The sequence below is a fragment of the Geoglobus acetivorans genome (assembly GCF_000789255.1).
In the GTDB taxonomy this organism is placed as follows: domain Archaea; phylum Halobacteriota; class Archaeoglobi; order Archaeoglobales; family Archaeoglobaceae; genus Geoglobus; species Geoglobus acetivorans_B.
This window is the reverse complement of record NZ_CP009552.1, coordinates 1711828-1726900: the sequence shown is the minus strand read 5'-3', so window position 1 is coordinate 1726900 and position 15073 is coordinate 1711828. Positions and strand designations below refer to the sequence as shown.

The following is a 15073-nucleotide window of genomic DNA, read 5'->3' as shown; positions in this document are numbered from 1 at the left end:
CCGCTACTTTTTCCTGATGAACCAGATAACTGCAAGGGCAAGTACCAGAAGTGAGGCTCCACCCAGAAGGTAAGCCGATGAAAAGCTCTCTCTGAAGTGGTGAACGTTAACTTCCCTGATCTCTGAATACCTTTCACCGAAAACATCCCTGTACTCAAGTTTCAGCGTGATGTTATAGGGCTTGGATGTGTCAGCATTTTTCTGGTCCACCTCAATGATCTCCTCATCACCCGGCGCCATGTCACCAATGAACACCTCGCCCTTTCCGTATTTAGAGCTCGCATAGACGACTAAATTCTTGGCAGGGGCATTTCCTGTGTTGGCAACCGAGATGAACACCTTGTCATTCTCAGCCCTGAAGAGCGTTGCTGTTAGCGAGATATCCCCTGTAACCATGACCGAAAATGACTCTTCCGACTTAACGTTCATCCCGGAATAATCATATTCCACCATTACCTCAACCGGATAGTAGCCGGGCTGAACGTTTTCATTGACGAAAACATCAAATGTAACGACCTTCCGTTCTCCCGGCTGAAGTGCATCAATGAACCGGGAATTTGAAGACGATGGCATAATCGCATCACTTCTCCAGCTGAACAGTATGTTTTTCAGCTCATCAGTTCCCTCAGCAGCAAGATTGAATGTGAGCTTTCCACCATTTCCAACCTCAAGTACGCCGGGCGTGAGAGAGACATTCAGAAAGCTCTCCTTTTTCGCCGCAACATCCAGGGCTAAGGTTCTGACCTCACGGACAACGTTACCGGTAACATCAGAGTACGTGATGTTGAAAACCAGAACAGCAGTCCCCTGTTTCAGAGCCTTCACCCTGAGGCTGAACTCCTCAGTATCACCCTGAGTCATTGAAGGAATTAGCAGCGGTGAACTTTCTGACAGCGGGATCAGCCCATCGCCCGACCAGGATATCCTGAGGTTTCTGATCTCCCCAGCAGCATTTTCAACCCTGAGCGTGAGATTGACGGGCGTGTTCGCCTCTATCTTTTCGGGAGATATGCTGAGGCCCACAAGGCTCTCTTCCCGAACTTCAACAGGTATTTCAAACACGTATCTTTCCGATGAGCCTGCAGCTCTCATCCTGAGATCCACTTTAACAAGATAGTATCCTGCTTCCGCAGTTTCGGGAACCGCAAACCTCACTATCAGGGTTCTCGACGTTCCGGGAGACAGGTCGCCAACATCCTTCCGGTAGTCCTTGATAACCAACGGCTCATCAGCATCTACTCTGAAAACGTATATGTCCTTTATGGGCGTAATTCCAGTATTGGAGAGCATTATTTCAATATATCCTTCAACACCGGGTTTTACAACGGAAGGAATTATGGAATATTCCACCGTAAGCGGATTTGAAGCAATTGCGGGCGCTATTAGAGTGAATAGCATCAGTAAAGCCAGTCCCATCAGTCCGGCACCTTTCATTTTCATCATCAATACACCCCCAATAGAATGTTGAAGAACTAATTTATAAATCTGTGGATTTCAAAAAAAATTTGAATGTTGTTGAATTACGTTTTCTGCTCCCGCTTAACCGGCGGAACGTAGTTCTTCATCAGCAGCGAGTTTGTGACAACGCTCACACTGCTCATTGCCATTGCCAGTCCAGCCCATTCCGGCCTGAAGACTATGCCGAAGAAGGGATAAAGAACCCCTGCAGCCACCGGAATAAGTATGGTGTTGTAGATCATGGCCCAGAACAGGTTCTGCTTTATCTTGTTCAATGTCTTTTCGCTGAGCTGTATTGCTGCGACAACATCGCGCAAATCATCCCTCATAAGCACGATCTCTCCGCTCTCCAGTGCAACATCTGTACCACTTCCCATGGCAATGCCGAGGTCGGCCTGAGCTAAAGCTGGGGCATCGTTTATGCCATCTCCTACGAACGCCACCACCTCTCCTTTCTCCTGAAGCCTCCTTACCTCCTCAGCCTTCTGGTGTGGGAGTACCTCAGCCAGAACCGTGTCGATGCCAAGCCTTCTGGCAATCGCCTCTGCTGTTCTTCTGTTGTCTCCAGTAATCATTGCAACTTTCTTGCCAATCCTGTGAAGCTCCTCGATGGCTTCCTTCGCAGAGGGCTTTATGTTGTCTGCGATGCCTATCGCACCTATGATCCTGCCCTTGTGGGACACGAGTACGGCTGTCTTCGCCTCACTCTCAAGTCTCTGAAGAGTATTCTCAATCTCGCTGCTCACTTCCATTCCATTTTCCGTCATCAGCTTCCTGCTTCCAACCAGTATCTTCTCCCCATTGAATGAAGCAACAACTCCCTTCCCGGTAATGACTTCAAATTTCTCAGGCTCGTCAACCTGCACTCCTATCTCCTCTGCCTTCCTCACAACCGCCTCGGCCAGAGGATGTTCGCTCCTCTTTTCTGCTATGGCAGCAACTCTCAACACTTCAGTTTCATCGCCTTCAAAGGCAACAATGTCAGTAACCTCCGGTTTACCCTTCGTCAGTGTTCCTGTTTTGTCAAACACGACAGTTGTTACTCTCCGTGCAATCTCAAGAGCTTCTCCGTTTTTAATGAGTATTCCAAGCTCCGCACCCTTGCCCATTCCCACTGTCAGCGCAGTTGGTGTCGCAAGTCCAAAAGCACAGGGGCAAGCAATCACAAGCACAGCAACGAGAGTCGTGAAGGCGAAGATTTCAGGCACCCCTGCTATGAAATACCAGTATATGAACGAAGTTACTGCTATGGTCAGAACCACAGGTATGAAGTAGGCGACGATTTTATCAGCCAGCTTCTGAATCGGTGGCCTGCTCCCCATTGCCTCCTCAACGAGCCTTATTATCTGGGCAAGCAGTGTATCACTGCCAACCCTCGTGGCTTTGACTTTCAGCACGCCGTTTTTGTTTATAGTCGCTCCAACAACCTCATCCCCAACTTTCTTGAGATTCGGGATTGGTTCTCCGGTAATCATTGACTCGTCCACGTAGCTCTCGCCCTCGATTACAACACCATCAACCGGTATCTTTTCACCCGGCTTCACTATTACAATGTCACCAACTCTGACTTCCTCCACCGGTACTTCGATCTCCTTACCATCTCTGACGACAGTGGCCGTTTTTGCCTGTAACCCGATCAGCTTCTTTATCGCCTCGCTCGTCCTTCCTTTGGCTATCGCTTCGAGTGTCCTGCCGAGGAGCAGGAAGGCGAGAAGCAGAACTGCGGTTTCGTAGAAAAGATAATCTTCTGGCAGAAGCCCTATTGTGGACAGTACGCTTGCAGTGTATGCCGAGCCGACACCCATTGAGTACATCACGTCCATGTTGAGCATTCTGTGTCTGAGAGCCCTCACGGCGGCAAGGAACATCTCTCTGCCCGAATAGAACATAACGGGTGTTGCGAGAATGAACTGAATTACGCTGTTGTAGGGTATTTCGGGAAGACCGACATACTTTCCATACTGCATGACGAGAAGAACTGCACCGAATACCGACGCAAACGCGAGCTTTTTCTTCATATCTCTGACGTGATCCCCCTTAGCCTCTTCTTTCAGCTCCTCACCTTCAATACCCAGAAATTGATAACCAACTTCCTCTATGGCCTTTCTGATGTCCTCAATTCCGGTAACGGAGGGATTGTAAACTATCCTGGCACTTTCGGTTGCGAGGTTGACGGCAATGCTCTTTACCCCATCAAGACTGCCAACTGCGATTTCAATGGTCTTGGCGCATGAAGCACAGGTCATCCCACCTATTTTTACAACAACTGCTTTCTCATCCTCAGGAATTCTGTAACCCACTTCTTCGATTGCCTTTTTTATCTCCTCTATTTTTGCCTTTTCAGGGTCCAGTTCAAGCTGAAGAGATTCCGTGGCCAGATTGACACTTGCTTTTCTGACTCCATCTACCTGCATCGCTGCTGTCTCGACCGTCCTTGCACAGGATGCACAGGTCATCCCCTCTACCTTAAGCTTAATTTTTTTGCTCACATACTTACATTGTCAACATAAAATATAGCATTAACTCCTGACGCCCCGTAAAAAAATTGGATTGAAAAAATAACGGAAAGTTATTTCAGCAATCTCGCATTTATTGCAACTATCACCGTGCTGAGGGACATCAGAGCAGCACCTATGGCTGGAGTCAGAAGAATTCCAATGCCGTAGGCTACACCAGCCGCGAGAGGTATCGCCACACTGTTGTAACCTGTCGCCCAGATCAGATTCTGGATCATCTTGGCGTATGTTTTCTTCGAAAGTTCAACGATTTTGACAACATCCCTCGGATCACTTCTGACAAGAATTATGTCTGCAGTTTCAATGGCCACATCTGTCCCTGCACCTATCGCTATACCAACATCGGCCTGAGCCAAAGCTGGGGCATCGTTTATGCCATCTCCAACCATGGCAGTTACGTACTTCTCCTGAACCTTCGCCACCATCTCTGCCTTTTCATGGGGCAGAACTTCAGCAAAGTACTCATCGAGACCAAGTTCTTCAGCCACCCATTTTGCCACAAGCTCGTTGTCTCCAGTGAGCATCATGCATTTTATACCCATCTTCTTCAGCTTTTCCACAGCTTCTCTTGACTCGGATTTTATTCTGTCGGCAAGAGCAATCACTCCTGCAAGCTCTGAATCTTTCAGCAGATAAACCACAGTCTTGCCCTGAGCCGCAAGTTTCTCGGCCTCCTCTCCAGCCTCAATGCCCTTCTCCCTGAGATATCCCGGGCTGACCACCATGTACGTCGTCCCACCAATCTGCGCCTCGATGCCCTTTCCGGGGATTGCCCTGAAGCTCTCGACTTCTTCAAGCTTCAGACCCCTCCTTTCAGCCTCCTCAACGATGCTCCTTGCAATCGGATGTTCTGAATGCATTTCCATGCTCGCAGCAATCCTCAGCACCTCATCCTCACTGCCTGTGAAGGCTATTATGTCAGTAACACCGAATTTTCCTTCCGTCAGCGTTCCGGTTTTGTCAAACACGACTGCCTGCAGCTCCTTTGTCCTTTCAAACGCCTGTCTGTTTCTTATCAGCAAACCATTCTGGGCTGCGAGAGATGTTGAGACGGCAACGACCAGTGGAACCGCAAGTCCCAGAGCATGCGGGCATGAAATGACCATCACCGTAACCGCCCTCTCAACCGCAAACGCAAGATCCTTGCCCAGGAAGATCCATGTCGCAAACGTGATTGTTCCGGCGCTGAGGGCGATGATGGTCAGGTAGAATGCAGCCTTGTTCGCCAGATCCTGAGTTCTCGACTTGCTCTCCTGAGCCTGCCTCACAAGCTCGATAATCTGGCTGAGGTATGTTTCCTTCCCGGTCTTCTTGACCTCGACTTTCAGAGAACCTTCCATGTTCACAGATCCACCAATGACTTCGTCTCCGGGTTTTTTCGTTACGGGTCTGCTCTCTCCAGTAAGCATTGACTCGTCCACGTAGCTCTCTCCCTCGACGACGATGCCGTCTACAGGTATCTTCTCACCCGGCCTTATGAGCACCACATCTCCGGGGTTGAGCTGCTCAACCGGAACCTCCTCGACCTCTCCGTTCCTGATCCGGTGAGCGGTGGAGGGCATTATCTTGACGAGCTCCTCCAGTGCCCTTGAGGCTCCGAGAACAGACTTCATCTCTATGTAGTGTCCGAGCAGCATGATGTCTATCAGAGTTGCAAGCTCCCAGAAGAAGTACTTGCCTTCAAGCCCGAACACCACCGCCGAGCTGTAAATGTATGCCGCCGAAATGGCAACCGAGATTAAAGTCATCATTCCGGGGCGGGTCTTTGTCAGCTCTTCGAAGAATCCCTTGAAAAATGGATAACCGCCGTAGAAGTAAACAAACGACGAAAGGGCGAATAAAACCAGGTCGTCCCCGGGGAATGCTATGGATATCCCGAGGAGGCGCTGTATTAAAGGAGACAGCAGAAGTATGGGTATGGTGAGGGCAGTGGAGATGTAGAATCTCTTCTTGAAGTCCTCCATCATCATTTTGTGGTGGTCATGAACGCGGGGCTTGCCCTTGCCCCCGTGACCCTCGTGCTCCCCATGCGTGTCCGTATCTTGCTTTTCCTCATGCATCCCGTGGCTGTGTTCACCACCGTGATCCATCTTCTCCATTTATGACCCCCCTCGTTCTATTCCTGAAGTTCTTTTTTCATTCTCTCGTATTCCTCATGGCTTATCTCACCCTTCGCATACCTCTCCTTCAGTATTTCGAGGGAGGACTTCGTTTCCTCCTTTACCTGGGGCTGAGTCTCTCGCACAATCAGATAGATTATCAGTGCAACTATTCCGACCATCGGTATCAAAACGAGGATGAACCACAGCAGTCCGTTCATTCCCCTCTTCTCTGCGTCCTGGTAGACAAGGTAGGCTATGACAACCCAGAGGATCCACCAGAAGAGCATACCAAAACCAAAGAATCCAAACCCGAAGGGGGTCATCCCAAATCCGTTCATGAAATTAATTTTTACATTATGTCGCATATATATTTTTATCTGCCCGCCCAAGCTTTTTGAAAAAACGGATGAACAATCGTTCAAATGTTGTACCATCCACAGCCACAAATCTTCACCGCCGAAAAAAAACAGTTCAAGAATGCCGGAAAAATTTGAACGACAACAAAAGATTATTATCCATCGAAGCATAGAATATAACTCATGACATATAAAAAAATCAACGAAACGCCAGATTCACGTGAAGTGATACCATGAACTCAAAGATTCTGGTTGCTGCGGGAATTGCCATTGTATCAGGATTCGTAATCTACAATGTTCTCATTCCCTTCACCGGGGAAAAGGAGTATCATTCTGTATCACCCGAAGAGTTTCACCGCATGATGCAGAACGAAGACGTTTTTGTGATAGATGTGCATGTGCCTGAGCAGAAGCACATCCCCGGGACCGATGCCTGGATACCCTACAACAGAATAGAAAGCTCAGAAGACCTGCTACCGAAAGACAAGTCCACAAAGATACTGGTATACTGCAGAAGTGGATTTATGAGCAAAATTGCTGCATCCAAGCTAACAGAAATGGGTTATAAAAACGTATATGAGCTTGATGGAGGAGTTAACGCCTGGAAACAAGCGGGATACAGGATATAATACCGATACCATGCCATACACCAGACTGCAGAAAAATAAATGGGTAAATATTTCCCAGTTTTTACACATCAAAGAGTCATGAAGACCTCAGCATTCCCGTCTTTCAGCGCATAGACCACAAAGGGTTCTTCCTTGCTACCAGGCATTCCCGGAGAACCGGAAGGCATTCCCGGGAGAGATATGCCATCAACCGCCGGATGCTCTTCCATCAATTTTTCGATTGCCTCTGTTGGTATGTGCCCCACCGCAAAGTATCCTCCCAGATCAGAGATGTGACAGCTGCGCATATCGTCCGGAACCCGGTATTTATCGAAAAGAGCCGGCAGATCATCGACATTAACAACCTCGACATTATAGCCATTTTCACGCAGATAGGCTATGTACTGCTCGCAGCAACCACAGTACTGCGTCTTGTAAAGAGTAATAGCACGGTTCCAGTCACTCTCTGAGCTTTCAGGGGCAGAGTTCTGATTAAAAACATTAATTGCAATGACAGCTAAAAGAACCATAATTCCTGCAATCAAATAGAATGATTTCCTCATACCAGGTATCAGGGTGAAAACTATTTAAAGTTTTGCATCAAATGTAAAGCTAATGAAGAAAGGCACAGATAAAAAGAAGTATGACCGAATAGCGAGAGTATATGATCTCATGGAATCTCCCATGGAGGTTTTTGCCCTTTCCAGATGGAGAGAGGAGCTCATGGAAATCGTTGAGGGCAGAAACATCCTGGAAGTGGGAATCGGGACCGGCAAAAACATTCAGCATTACAGAGACTGGAGGGTCGTCGGAGTGGACATCAGCAGGAAAATGCTCGAAAAAGCAGCCATAAAGTCAAGACGCATTGGGAGAGAAATAGACCTGGTGGTGGCAGATGTGGAAACTCTTCCATTTAAAGATGAATCATTTGATGGAATAATATCTACATTCGTTTTCTGCTCTGTTGAAAATCCTCTCGCTGGATTGAGAGAACTACACAGGGTCCTTAAAAAAGGCGGAAAGGCCTATTTCCTCGAACACATGAGGTGCGAAAACGATTTTGCAGGCAAATTCATGGATTTCATCAATCCGATTTTCAGGGCGATAGGCCCGGAAATAAACAGGAAAACCGCAGAAAATATAAGAAAAACGGGTTTCAAAATTCTTGAAGAAAAATATCTAAGGACATCGGTTTTCAGAATTATCATTGCTGAAAAGTAAGTCAGCCAAGTTCTTTGAGATATGCGATCAGGTCGTTCAGGTCGTCCTCGCTCATCTGCCACCTCGGCATGCAGTAGTCCAGTTCATCTCCTTCGTCATCAACACCCTGGGTTATCGCTTTAATTATATTCTCCTCGCTCATACCGTGCTTCTCAGTCAGGGTCGAGTACCTGATGTCGGGTGTTTTCACCCCGCACATCATGGGATAGATCCCGCCTCTGCCGTCGGCACCGTGACAGCTGGCACAGCCACCTCCGTGCATGTATAGCCATTGCGGTCCCCCAACAAAGGGGATCCTCTCACCATTCTCATTCACTCCGGTAAGGAATATCCTTTCGCCATTGGTCTTGTACTCAGCCGAGTATGGCGTTGGGGTGTACTGCATCCCGGGCATGTACTGCATTCCAGGCATCCAGCCGGGATAGGTGCTGTATGTCAGACCGGCAATGAATGCCCCTGCCACCAGACCGATGGCAAACCCCATCAGCAAAAATACAATTTCTTTTCTCTCCATACATTACATAATACAAACGTATAGATATTTAACTTTTCACCCAGTCACTAAGATAGAGCCTGTATGTCTTTCCAAACCTCTCACGGTAGATCAAGTCCTTTTCCTCGAGCTTTTTAACAATCATGGATACCTTCGATGTGGAGAAGCCTGTTCTGAAATGCAGACTGTCCTGAGTTATGCCCTCATTTTCCGCAATGATTTTCAGCACCTTCTTTTCGTCCTCTTCGAGGAGTTTTTCCGCAACTGCGAGTGTTTCAACGCAGTTTTTGGCTTCAGGAGTTTCTTTTTCAGGTGCTATTTCATGATTCTTCAAATCTTTCCCGCCTTCCGGATCCTCACAGCGCTCTGACTGAACGGCAAAGATGATAGGTATGACCACGAGCAATATTCCCGCAACAGCAAGTATGGATGGCAGAGTGCTGTAGTATGGGGAGTACATCATCATGTGAGGGGTCGCCTGCGGAACGAGAGTGTATGAGAGTACAAGCATTACGAGGCCCGCAATGATCGAAATGAGATGTTCATTTTTCATAAAGCAACTTCCACCTGCTGAAAATAAAACTTATCCTCCTCGGAATGTTAAAAATCCAATATGCCTGTTAACATTCTGGCACCGGAAAGACTTATATTTCTCGATTTACACCTGCTGTAAACAGGAGGATGAGCAGATGAGTGTGTGGAAACGCTGGAGAAATGTAACGGCCGTAATTCTGCTGGTGTCCCTTCTACTCCTGGCACCGGTGGATGCAAGGCCAGAGTACATGAAGGATTTCAAAGAATACAGCGACAGCATTAAGAAGTGCACCCTCTGTCATGTCCAGAGTTCTGGATATGGAGGATTGAACAGTTTTGGGGCAGACTATGCCAAACTTGGAAAGGGAGAAAGGCTCCTCACCAAAGACAGTGATGGAGATGGATACACAAACCAGCAGGAACTCAGTTCAGGCACATTTCCGGGAGATCCCGACTCCAAACCGGGAAAAGAGGCTCCAGGAATGGAGGTGCTGGCAGCTCTGTTCGCCATATACCTGGCAATGCTGATAGTTAGAAAGATTTAAATACTGTTTTTCACTGACTGTAAAGTAGGTGATAGGATGTTGAAAAAACTGGTCAAACTGGTAGCGATCCTGATAATATTTTCTGGAGTGGCAAGTTCAGCATACTCACCGCTTGACGTTGAAACAAAGATATACTGTCCATGCGGTTGTGGAGAGATTCTGTACAGCTGTGAATGCGAAACTGCAGTCGCAGCAAAAACAGAGATTTCGAGAGAGCTTACGTCAGGAAAGACTCCGGACGAGATCATCCAGAAATTTGTAAATCAGTACGGTAGCGCCATTCTCGTAAACGCTGAACTGGAGGCGATAAAATCTGCCTCAAGAAACAACAATGTGAACCCGTTACCATTCTATCTGGCCGCAATTGTTATAACGGGAATAATCGCATATCAGCTCGGAAGCAGATCCAAGAATAAAGGCAGAAAAGGCGGAAAGAAGCCAGGAAAGGATAACGACTGGGAATTATGAGGAGGTGAAATCGTGGATATAGGATATATTTTTCTGTTTATAGCATTCATCAGTACGCTTTACTCCACCGCAGCGTACTACTTCGGTATAAAGGAAAAGAGAGCATCATACCTCAAAAACGGAGAGAAAGCCATCTATCTATCTGCAGCAGCGACACTGGTCAGCTCAGCACTGCTGGTTTATTACTTCCTCACAGATAACTTCAGAATAGAGTATGTGGCATATCATTCAAACATAGCACTTCCTGCAGCTTACAAGATAACTGCGTTCTGGGCCGGTTCTGAAGGTTCCCTTCTGCTCTGGACAGTTCTGATAATGGGTTACGCGGTTGCTTATGTGAGAATGGAGAAAAAAGACCTTCTCTCTGCATACACACTAATGATAGTGAACATCATTGCCCTGTTCTTCCTCACACTGCTGATTTCAATCCAGAATCCGTTCCGGGACCTCGGATTTATGCCTTCAGATGGAGCCGGACTTAACCCTCTGCTCCAGACCCCCGAAATGGCGGCTCATCCACCAACACTGTTCCTGGGATACGCTGGCTCAGCTTTGGTGTATGCCTTGGCACTTGCAGGTGTGATGACAGCCAACGACACCTGGGTGTACAGGGGGAGAAAATGGATAGTGTTCACGTGGATCTGGCTTACTCAGGGCATATTCTGGGGAGCGCTCTGGGCGTATGACGTCCTCGGCTGGGGCGGTTACTGGGCATGGGATCCTGTGGAAAACTCCTCACTCCTCCCGTGGCTAACTCTCTCTGCACTGATGCACAGTGTCATGATTCAGGAAGCCAGACGAGGCATGAAGCTCTGGAACATAATTCTGGCATTCATGACCTTTGAATTCGTCATCCTCGGGACATACATTACGAGGAGCGGAGTAATAAGCAGCGTTCACGCATTCGGGCAGAGCAACCTCACACCCCCGTTCACATTCATGCTCTTTGCCGTATTCGCAATAACGCTGTACATAATCTACGAGCGTAAGGATTACATAAAAAGCAAGGACATAATCGAAGCTGCAGCTTCAAAAGAGGCCACATTTCTGTTCAACAATCTGATACTCGTTACCTCAGCACTCACAGTATTCTGGGGTACAATATTCCCGCTGATAAGCGAGGGTATCACGGGATACAAGGTCACAATCGGCCCGCCATTCTACAACACGGTGATCACGCCTCTTGCGTTCTTCCTCATAATCCTGCTTGGACTGTGCATAGCGTTCCCGTGGAGACGGACCTCTGGTAAAGAACTTCTGAAGAGACTCAGACTGCCTGCAGCCGCATTCATTGCAGGACTTGTATACTCAATCGCAGTAGGACACAGGTTTGAGATGGTGATAGCAATTTCCTCATTCCTGTTTGCGATAACCACTCACCTTCAGCAATACATCTGGGATACGACCAGCTTCAGAGAACAGTACGGCAACCTGAGTCTGATCAAGATCGTCCTCAGGAGGAGAAGAAGATACGGAGGTTATACTGCCCATCTGGGACTGCTCCTGGTTTTCATCGGCATTGCGGGTGGAATTTACGCCCAAGAATACGAGAACGTAAGGCTCCAGATACACCAGCCAGCAAACTTTGGAGAATACACCCTGATATACTCCGCACCGGACTATGAAGACACTCCGCTAAAAACAACATGGGCGGCAAAGATCGAGATATGGAAAGACGGAAGACTGCTCGGTGAAGCCAGACCCGCAATAGAGCTGTATAAAGCGGGCAACGGAGAACAGATAAGGAAGGTGTACATCCATACGGAATTCCCGAAAGATCTCTATCTCATCCTGAATGGAATAGATGAAAATTCGGTTCTGCTGACAGTCAAAATCGAACCTACTGTGAACCTGATATGGCTTGGAAGCTGGATTTTGACCGCTGGAGGAGTGTTTGCTCTGATACCGAGGAGATTCGTCAGAGGGCTGTTCGAAGGTACAAAGAAAAAAGAAGAGGTGGTTTCATGAAATTGAAAGCAGTGATTGTCCTATTTTTACTTTTAATCGCAGGTGGCAAAGCTCTTGCAGTAACCCTCGACGACATTCAGAGTGACGTGCTCTGTACATGCGGTTGCGGCATGATACTGAAAAGCTGTGAGTGCGGAACTGCAGCCAAACTTAGAGAAGAGATAAACCAGATGATCGGTTCGGGTATGACAAAGGAAGAGATTATAGCTGAACTTCAGTCAACATACGGTAAGGAGATTCTGGCCAATCCTCCCAAAGAAGGTGTTTTTGCGGGACTCTGGTACTATCCGGTAGTCCTCATCTCGGCAGGTCTGATCGTTCTGTACGCCATACTGAAGAGAAGGAGGTCAGAGTGGTACGCAGATCCTGACGAGATTATCAACAAAGATTACGAGGATCTGGAGCTCGAACATTAACCGTAGAACTCTTCCAACTTTTTCTTTGCTCTTTCCAGTGGACCTCTACCGACCATCCTGATCGCATACTCGTCTGCCATTTTCTCGATTTTTTCCTGTGAAAACGGCAAAAACGTCAGAAACTTCAGCTTGTTGAGGAAAGGAGTCTTGTTCTCAATTACATGGAACTTTTCATGATACAGCACAGCCATCAGCTCGGACTCGTCCAGAATTTCAAGCATCCCCGCAGATATGAAAACATCTCTCCCCATTGTAAAAGCTCTTGGAAATGAAGTATTTAGAAGATACACCCTCTCAAGGCCTGCAAGCCTCTCAAGCTCTCCATCTCTCTCGTAACCATACTTCTTTTTCAGATAATACCTGTAAAGGTGTGGAGAAATGAAAATTCCGGTCAGGACCAGAAAAGCATACGTGATGTACAGTTTAAGGAAAAACAGCATGTCACATGCCATAGAAAAGTAAACAACCGGAGCGTTGAACAGGGCGAGTACGTTCGCCATCCAGTAAAATCTGAGTTTTTCAATATTATCTCTGACAGCAAAATAGCCTGCCAGAGAAATGAGAACACCGGAGGTGATCACCAGAATCGGAAACATCATTCCTGACTGTTTGAAGCAGACAATCGTGCACTCCAGGGTGTTCATTGCCTAATGCCTCTCCTGTGGAAGTACTCCACCACCACATCTCCAAAATTCTCAACAAGCCTGTCCAGTATGTTCTCCACAAACATTTTGACCATATCGTCTTTGGATAGCAGAGGATAATAAACAAACTTTCTTCTGCCATCTACTTTTTCCTGTCTTCTTTCGACAATTCCATTTTTCACAAGCCTGTCGAGAGTTGCGGCGACACTCGACATTGTAACGTTCAAACTTTCAGAAATAACCCCAATGGGAGATGGACCATTGGTCCAGAGAAAGTCCATAATCCTTTCTTCCAGTGGTGATAGAGGAGATATGTTTTCATCAAATTCTATTCTTTCCTTTTTCACCATTGATATAATTTTACATCAAATGCTATATAACACTTTCCTGAAAAGGTCTTGCAAGCAGCATTTCCATGGATTAATTTATATTCATAAAACCCCAATATTTTCGCATGACCCCCGAAAATGTTCCCAGAAAGGCAGTGATACTCACAGCCGGTCTGGGGACGCGGATGGGAGGTCGCCCGAAAGCATTGCTGAAGGTGGGAGGAAGGGAGATAATCTGGAGAAACATCAAAATGCTCCAGGATTGCGGGGTTCGCGAGTTCATTCTCGTCATCAATCCTAAATTCGGACCCCAGATCATGGAGTTTCTTGAAAAAGAGGGTTTCAAATTCAGATACGTCACCAATGCCCATCCGGAAAAAGGTAACGGTTATTCCCTCTACCTGGCAAAAGACTTCATCGACGAGGAGTTCATCCTGATAATGGGCGACCACGTTTACGAAGAAGAGTTTATAAAAGAGGCAGTGAGAGCGAAGGGTCTGGTTGGAGATCCTGAACCGGAATTCGTGGATATCAGCGAGGCCACGAAAGTAAGGGTGAAAAATGGCAGGGTAGAGAGAATAGGAAAGAACCTGAAAGATTTCGACTGCATTGACACCGGATTTTTTGTACTGACACCTGAAATTTTCAGGCACGCTGAAGAAATTGTAAAAGACAAGGAAGAGGTGTCTCTTTCCGAAATAATGGAAAGAGCAAGAGTGGAGGTCACACTGGTTTCGAGCAAATTCTGGATGGATGTTGACACCAAAGAAGAACTTGAAAGGGCAAACAGGGAGATTATAAGGAGGAGCATAAAGTCTGGAGAGGATGGATTCATTTCAAGGCACCTGAACAGAAAGATATCGATCAGGGTTACAGAAAAGGTCATTGATAGCCTTACACCAAACCAGGCATCCTTAATAAGCTTCCTTGCAGGAATAACGTCCTTTTTTCTGATATTTTTCTCCAAACCCGTTGCAGGCATATTTTTTCAGCTGAGTTCAATTTTGGATGGCATTGATGGGGAAATTGCACGGGCGAGAATGATGGGCAGTTCGTTTGGCGGCTGGATAGATTCAAATCTGGACAGAATCGTCGATTTCCTTTTTCTGCTTGGCCTCGCATATACTTCTGGCCTCAACACATCCGGATGGGTTCTTTTCTCCCTTGCAGCGTTTGGCAGCTACATGGTGAGCTACACCTCTGAAAGATACAGAGGGGCGTTTGGAAGGAGTATTTTTCAGGATTATCCGGTTTTGAGAAAAATTCCCGGAAAGAGAGATGAAAGAATATTCCTGACAATGGTCTTTCTGGTGTTCAACGCAGTTTTGGAGCTGTTCGCATTGCTGGCCGCTCTGACACTCACCAGGGTCGCCCTCACACTGCTGTTAGTGTGGAGAGAGTCCACTTAAGCCCTT

16 protein-coding genes are annotated in these 15073 nt (G+C 47.1%); 7 read left to right on the top strand and 9 right to left on the bottom strand.

The genetic code is table 11. The features are described from left to right. Positions 1 to 3: 3 nt before the first annotated feature. The 4 genes from GACE_RS10200 to GACE_RS10185 all read right to left on the bottom strand — a co-directional run bounded on the left by GACE_RS10200 (position 4) and on the right by GACE_RS10185 (position 6414). A complete protein-coding gene (locus tag GACE_RS10200) occupies positions 4 to 1443 on the bottom strand; it encodes a COG1361 S-layer family protein (RefSeq protein WP_048093206.1) in 1440 nt (479 codons plus the stop codon). A 77-nt stretch (positions 1444 to 1520) separates the two neighbouring features. Continuing rightward, positions 1521 to 3947: a heavy metal translocating P-type ATPase gene (locus GACE_RS10195; RefSeq protein ID WP_084063723.1), complete on the bottom strand. Its 2427-nt coding sequence runs from the start codon at positions 3945 to 3947 to the stop codon at positions 1521 to 1523. Between the two features lie 80 nt (positions 3948 to 4027). After that, positions 4028 to 6073 carry a heavy metal translocating P-type ATPase gene (locus GACE_RS10190; protein WP_048093205.1) on the bottom strand — a complete coding sequence of 682 codons (2046 nt, stop codon included), beginning with the start codon at positions 6071 to 6073 and terminating at the stop codon, positions 4028 to 4030. 17 nt (positions 6074 to 6090) lie between these two features. Next, on the bottom strand, positions 6091 to 6414 hold the full coding sequence (locus tag GACE_RS10185) for an SHOCT domain-containing protein (RefSeq protein WP_048093204.1): 324 nt from the start codon (positions 6412 to 6414) through the stop codon (positions 6091 to 6093). A 251-nt stretch (positions 6415 to 6665) separates the two neighbouring features. Here GACE_RS10185 and GACE_RS10180 point away from each other — a divergent pair, with 251 nt between their 5' ends. Then, entirely contained in the window at positions 6666 to 7061 is a 396-nt protein-coding gene (locus GACE_RS10180; RefSeq protein ID WP_052400293.1) for a rhodanese-like domain-containing protein, read from the top strand. Positions 7062 to 7129: 68 nt separating this feature from the next. Here GACE_RS10180 and GACE_RS10175 read toward each other — a convergent pair whose 3' ends face one another. Next, positions 7130 to 7603 carry a DUF411 domain-containing protein gene (locus tag GACE_RS10175; protein WP_048093203.1) on the bottom strand — a complete coding sequence of 158 codons (474 nt, stop codon included), beginning with the start codon at positions 7601 to 7603 and terminating at the stop codon, positions 7130 to 7132. Positions 7604 to 7655: 52 nt separating this feature from the next. On the opposite strand from GACE_RS10175, the gene GACE_RS10170 reads away from it, so the two are divergent. Continuing rightward, a complete protein-coding gene (locus GACE_RS10170) occupies positions 7656 to 8261 on the top strand; it encodes a class I SAM-dependent methyltransferase (RefSeq protein ID WP_048093202.1) in 606 nt (201 codons plus the stop codon). Position 8262: 1 nt separating this feature from the next. On the opposite strand, the gene GACE_RS10165 is transcribed toward GACE_RS10170, so the two are convergent. Together GACE_RS10165 and GACE_RS10160 are read right to left on the bottom strand one after the other, a co-directional pair. Continuing rightward, positions 8263 to 8775 carry a c-type cytochrome gene (locus tag GACE_RS10165; RefSeq protein ID WP_048093199.1) on the bottom strand — a complete coding sequence of 171 codons (513 nt, stop codon included), beginning with the start codon at positions 8773 to 8775 and terminating at the stop codon, positions 8263 to 8265. 28 nt (positions 8776 to 8803) lie between these two features. After that, positions 8804 to 9307: a helix-turn-helix transcriptional regulator gene (locus GACE_RS10160; protein WP_048093197.1), complete on the bottom strand. Its 504-nt coding sequence runs from the start codon at positions 9305 to 9307 to the stop codon at positions 8804 to 8806. 136 nt (positions 9308 to 9443) lie between these two features. On the opposite strand from GACE_RS10160, the gene GACE_RS10155 reads away from it, so the two are divergent. The 4 genes from GACE_RS10155 to GACE_RS11290 are packed head-to-tail and all read left to right on the top strand — an operon-like array spanning position 9444 to position 12685. Further along, positions 9444 to 9833 (top strand): thrombospondin type 3 repeat-containing protein, encoded by a 390-nt coding sequence (locus GACE_RS10155; protein WP_048093195.1) that lies wholly within the window; start codon positions 9444 to 9446, stop codon positions 9831 to 9833. A gap of 36 nt (positions 9834 to 9869) precedes the next feature. Then, a complete protein-coding gene (locus GACE_RS10150; protein WP_048093193.1) occupies positions 9870 to 10301 on the top strand; it encodes a cytochrome c-type biogenesis protein in 432 nt (143 codons plus the stop codon). Positions 10302 to 10313: 12 nt separating this feature from the next. Continuing rightward, positions 10314 to 12269 (top strand): heme lyase CcmF/NrfE family subunit, encoded by a 1956-nt coding sequence (locus tag GACE_RS10145; protein ID WP_052400292.1) that lies wholly within the window; start codon positions 10314 to 10316, stop codon positions 12267 to 12269. After that, entirely contained in the window at positions 12266 to 12685 is a 420-nt protein-coding gene (locus GACE_RS11290) for a cytochrome c-type biogenesis protein (RefSeq protein ID WP_052400291.1), read from the top strand. The genes GACE_RS10145 and GACE_RS11290 overlap by 4 nt, the downstream gene beginning before the upstream one ends. Here the strand turns inward: GACE_RS11290 and GACE_RS10135 are convergent. Beyond that, on the bottom strand, positions 12682 to 13329 hold the full coding sequence (locus tag GACE_RS10135) for a M48 family metalloprotease (protein WP_048093189.1): 648 nt from the start codon (positions 13327 to 13329) through the stop codon (positions 12682 to 12684). The two genes, GACE_RS11290 and GACE_RS10135, sit on opposite strands and share 4 nt — an antisense overlap. After that, positions 13326 to 13679 (bottom strand): BlaI/MecI/CopY family transcriptional regulator, encoded by a 354-nt coding sequence (locus tag GACE_RS10130; protein WP_048093187.1) that lies wholly within the window; start codon positions 13677 to 13679, stop codon positions 13326 to 13328. The genes GACE_RS10135 and GACE_RS10130 overlap by 4 nt, the downstream gene beginning before the upstream one ends. A 104-nt stretch (positions 13680 to 13783) precedes the next feature. On the opposite strand from GACE_RS10130, the gene GACE_RS10125 reads away from it, so the two are divergent. Further along, positions 13784 to 15067: a bifunctional L-myo-inositol-1-phosphate cytidylyltransferase/CDP-L-myo-inositol myo-inositolphosphotransferase gene (locus GACE_RS10125; protein ID WP_048093185.1), complete on the top strand. Its 1284-nt coding sequence runs from the start codon at positions 13784 to 13786 to the stop codon at positions 15065 to 15067. Positions 15068 to 15073: the final 6 nt, after the last annotated feature.

Excerpts from the sequence above, each read along its gene's own strand:
- GACE_RS10150 (WP_048093193.1), top strand. The coding sequence starts at position 9,870 with ATGTTGAAAAAACTGGTCAAACTGGTAGCGATCCTGATAATATTTTCT.
- GACE_RS10130 (WP_048093187.1), bottom strand. The coding sequence starts at position 13,679 with ATGGTGAAAAAGGAAAGAATAGAATTTGATGAAAACATATCTCCTCTA.
- GACE_RS10165 (WP_048093199.1), bottom strand. The coding sequence starts at position 8,775 with ATGGAGAGAAAAGAAATTGTATTTTTGCTGATGGGGTTTGCCATCGGT.
- GACE_RS10125 (WP_048093185.1), top strand. The coding sequence starts at position 13,784 with ATGACCCCCGAAAATGTTCCCAGAAAGGCAGTGATACTCACAGCCGGT.
- GACE_RS10160 (WP_048093197.1), bottom strand. The coding sequence starts at position 9,307 with ATGAAAAATGAACATCTCATTTCGATCATTGCGGGCCTCGTAATGCTT.
- GACE_RS10170 (WP_048093202.1), top strand. The coding sequence starts at position 7,656 with ATGAAGAAAGGCACAGATAAAAAGAAGTATGACCGAATAGCGAGAGTA.
- GACE_RS10175 (WP_048093203.1), bottom strand. The coding sequence starts at position 7,603 with ATGAGGAAATCATTCTATTTGATTGCAGGAATTATGGTTCTTTTAGCT.
- GACE_RS11290 (WP_052400291.1), top strand. The coding sequence starts at position 12,266 with ATGAAATTGAAAGCAGTGATTGTCCTATTTTTACTTTTAATCGCAGGT.
- GACE_RS10135 (WP_048093189.1), bottom strand. The coding sequence starts at position 13,329 with ATGAACACCCTGGAGTGCACGATTGTCTGCTTCAAACAGTCAGGAATG.
- GACE_RS10180 (WP_052400293.1), top strand. The coding sequence starts at position 6,666 with ATGAACTCAAAGATTCTGGTTGCTGCGGGAATTGCCATTGTATCAGGA.
- GACE_RS10200 (WP_048093206.1), bottom strand. The coding sequence starts at position 1,443 with ATGATGAAAATGAAAGGTGCCGGACTGATGGGACTGGCTTTACTGATG.
- GACE_RS10155 (WP_048093195.1), top strand. The coding sequence starts at position 9,444 with ATGAGTGTGTGGAAACGCTGGAGAAATGTAACGGCCGTAATTCTGCTG.
- GACE_RS10185 (WP_048093204.1), bottom strand. The coding sequence starts at position 6,414 with ATGAACGGATTTGGGATGACCCCCTTCGGGTTTGGATTCTTTGGTTTT.
- GACE_RS10190 (WP_048093205.1), bottom strand. The coding sequence starts at position 6,073 with ATGGAGAAGATGGATCACGGTGGTGAACACAGCCACGGGATGCATGAG.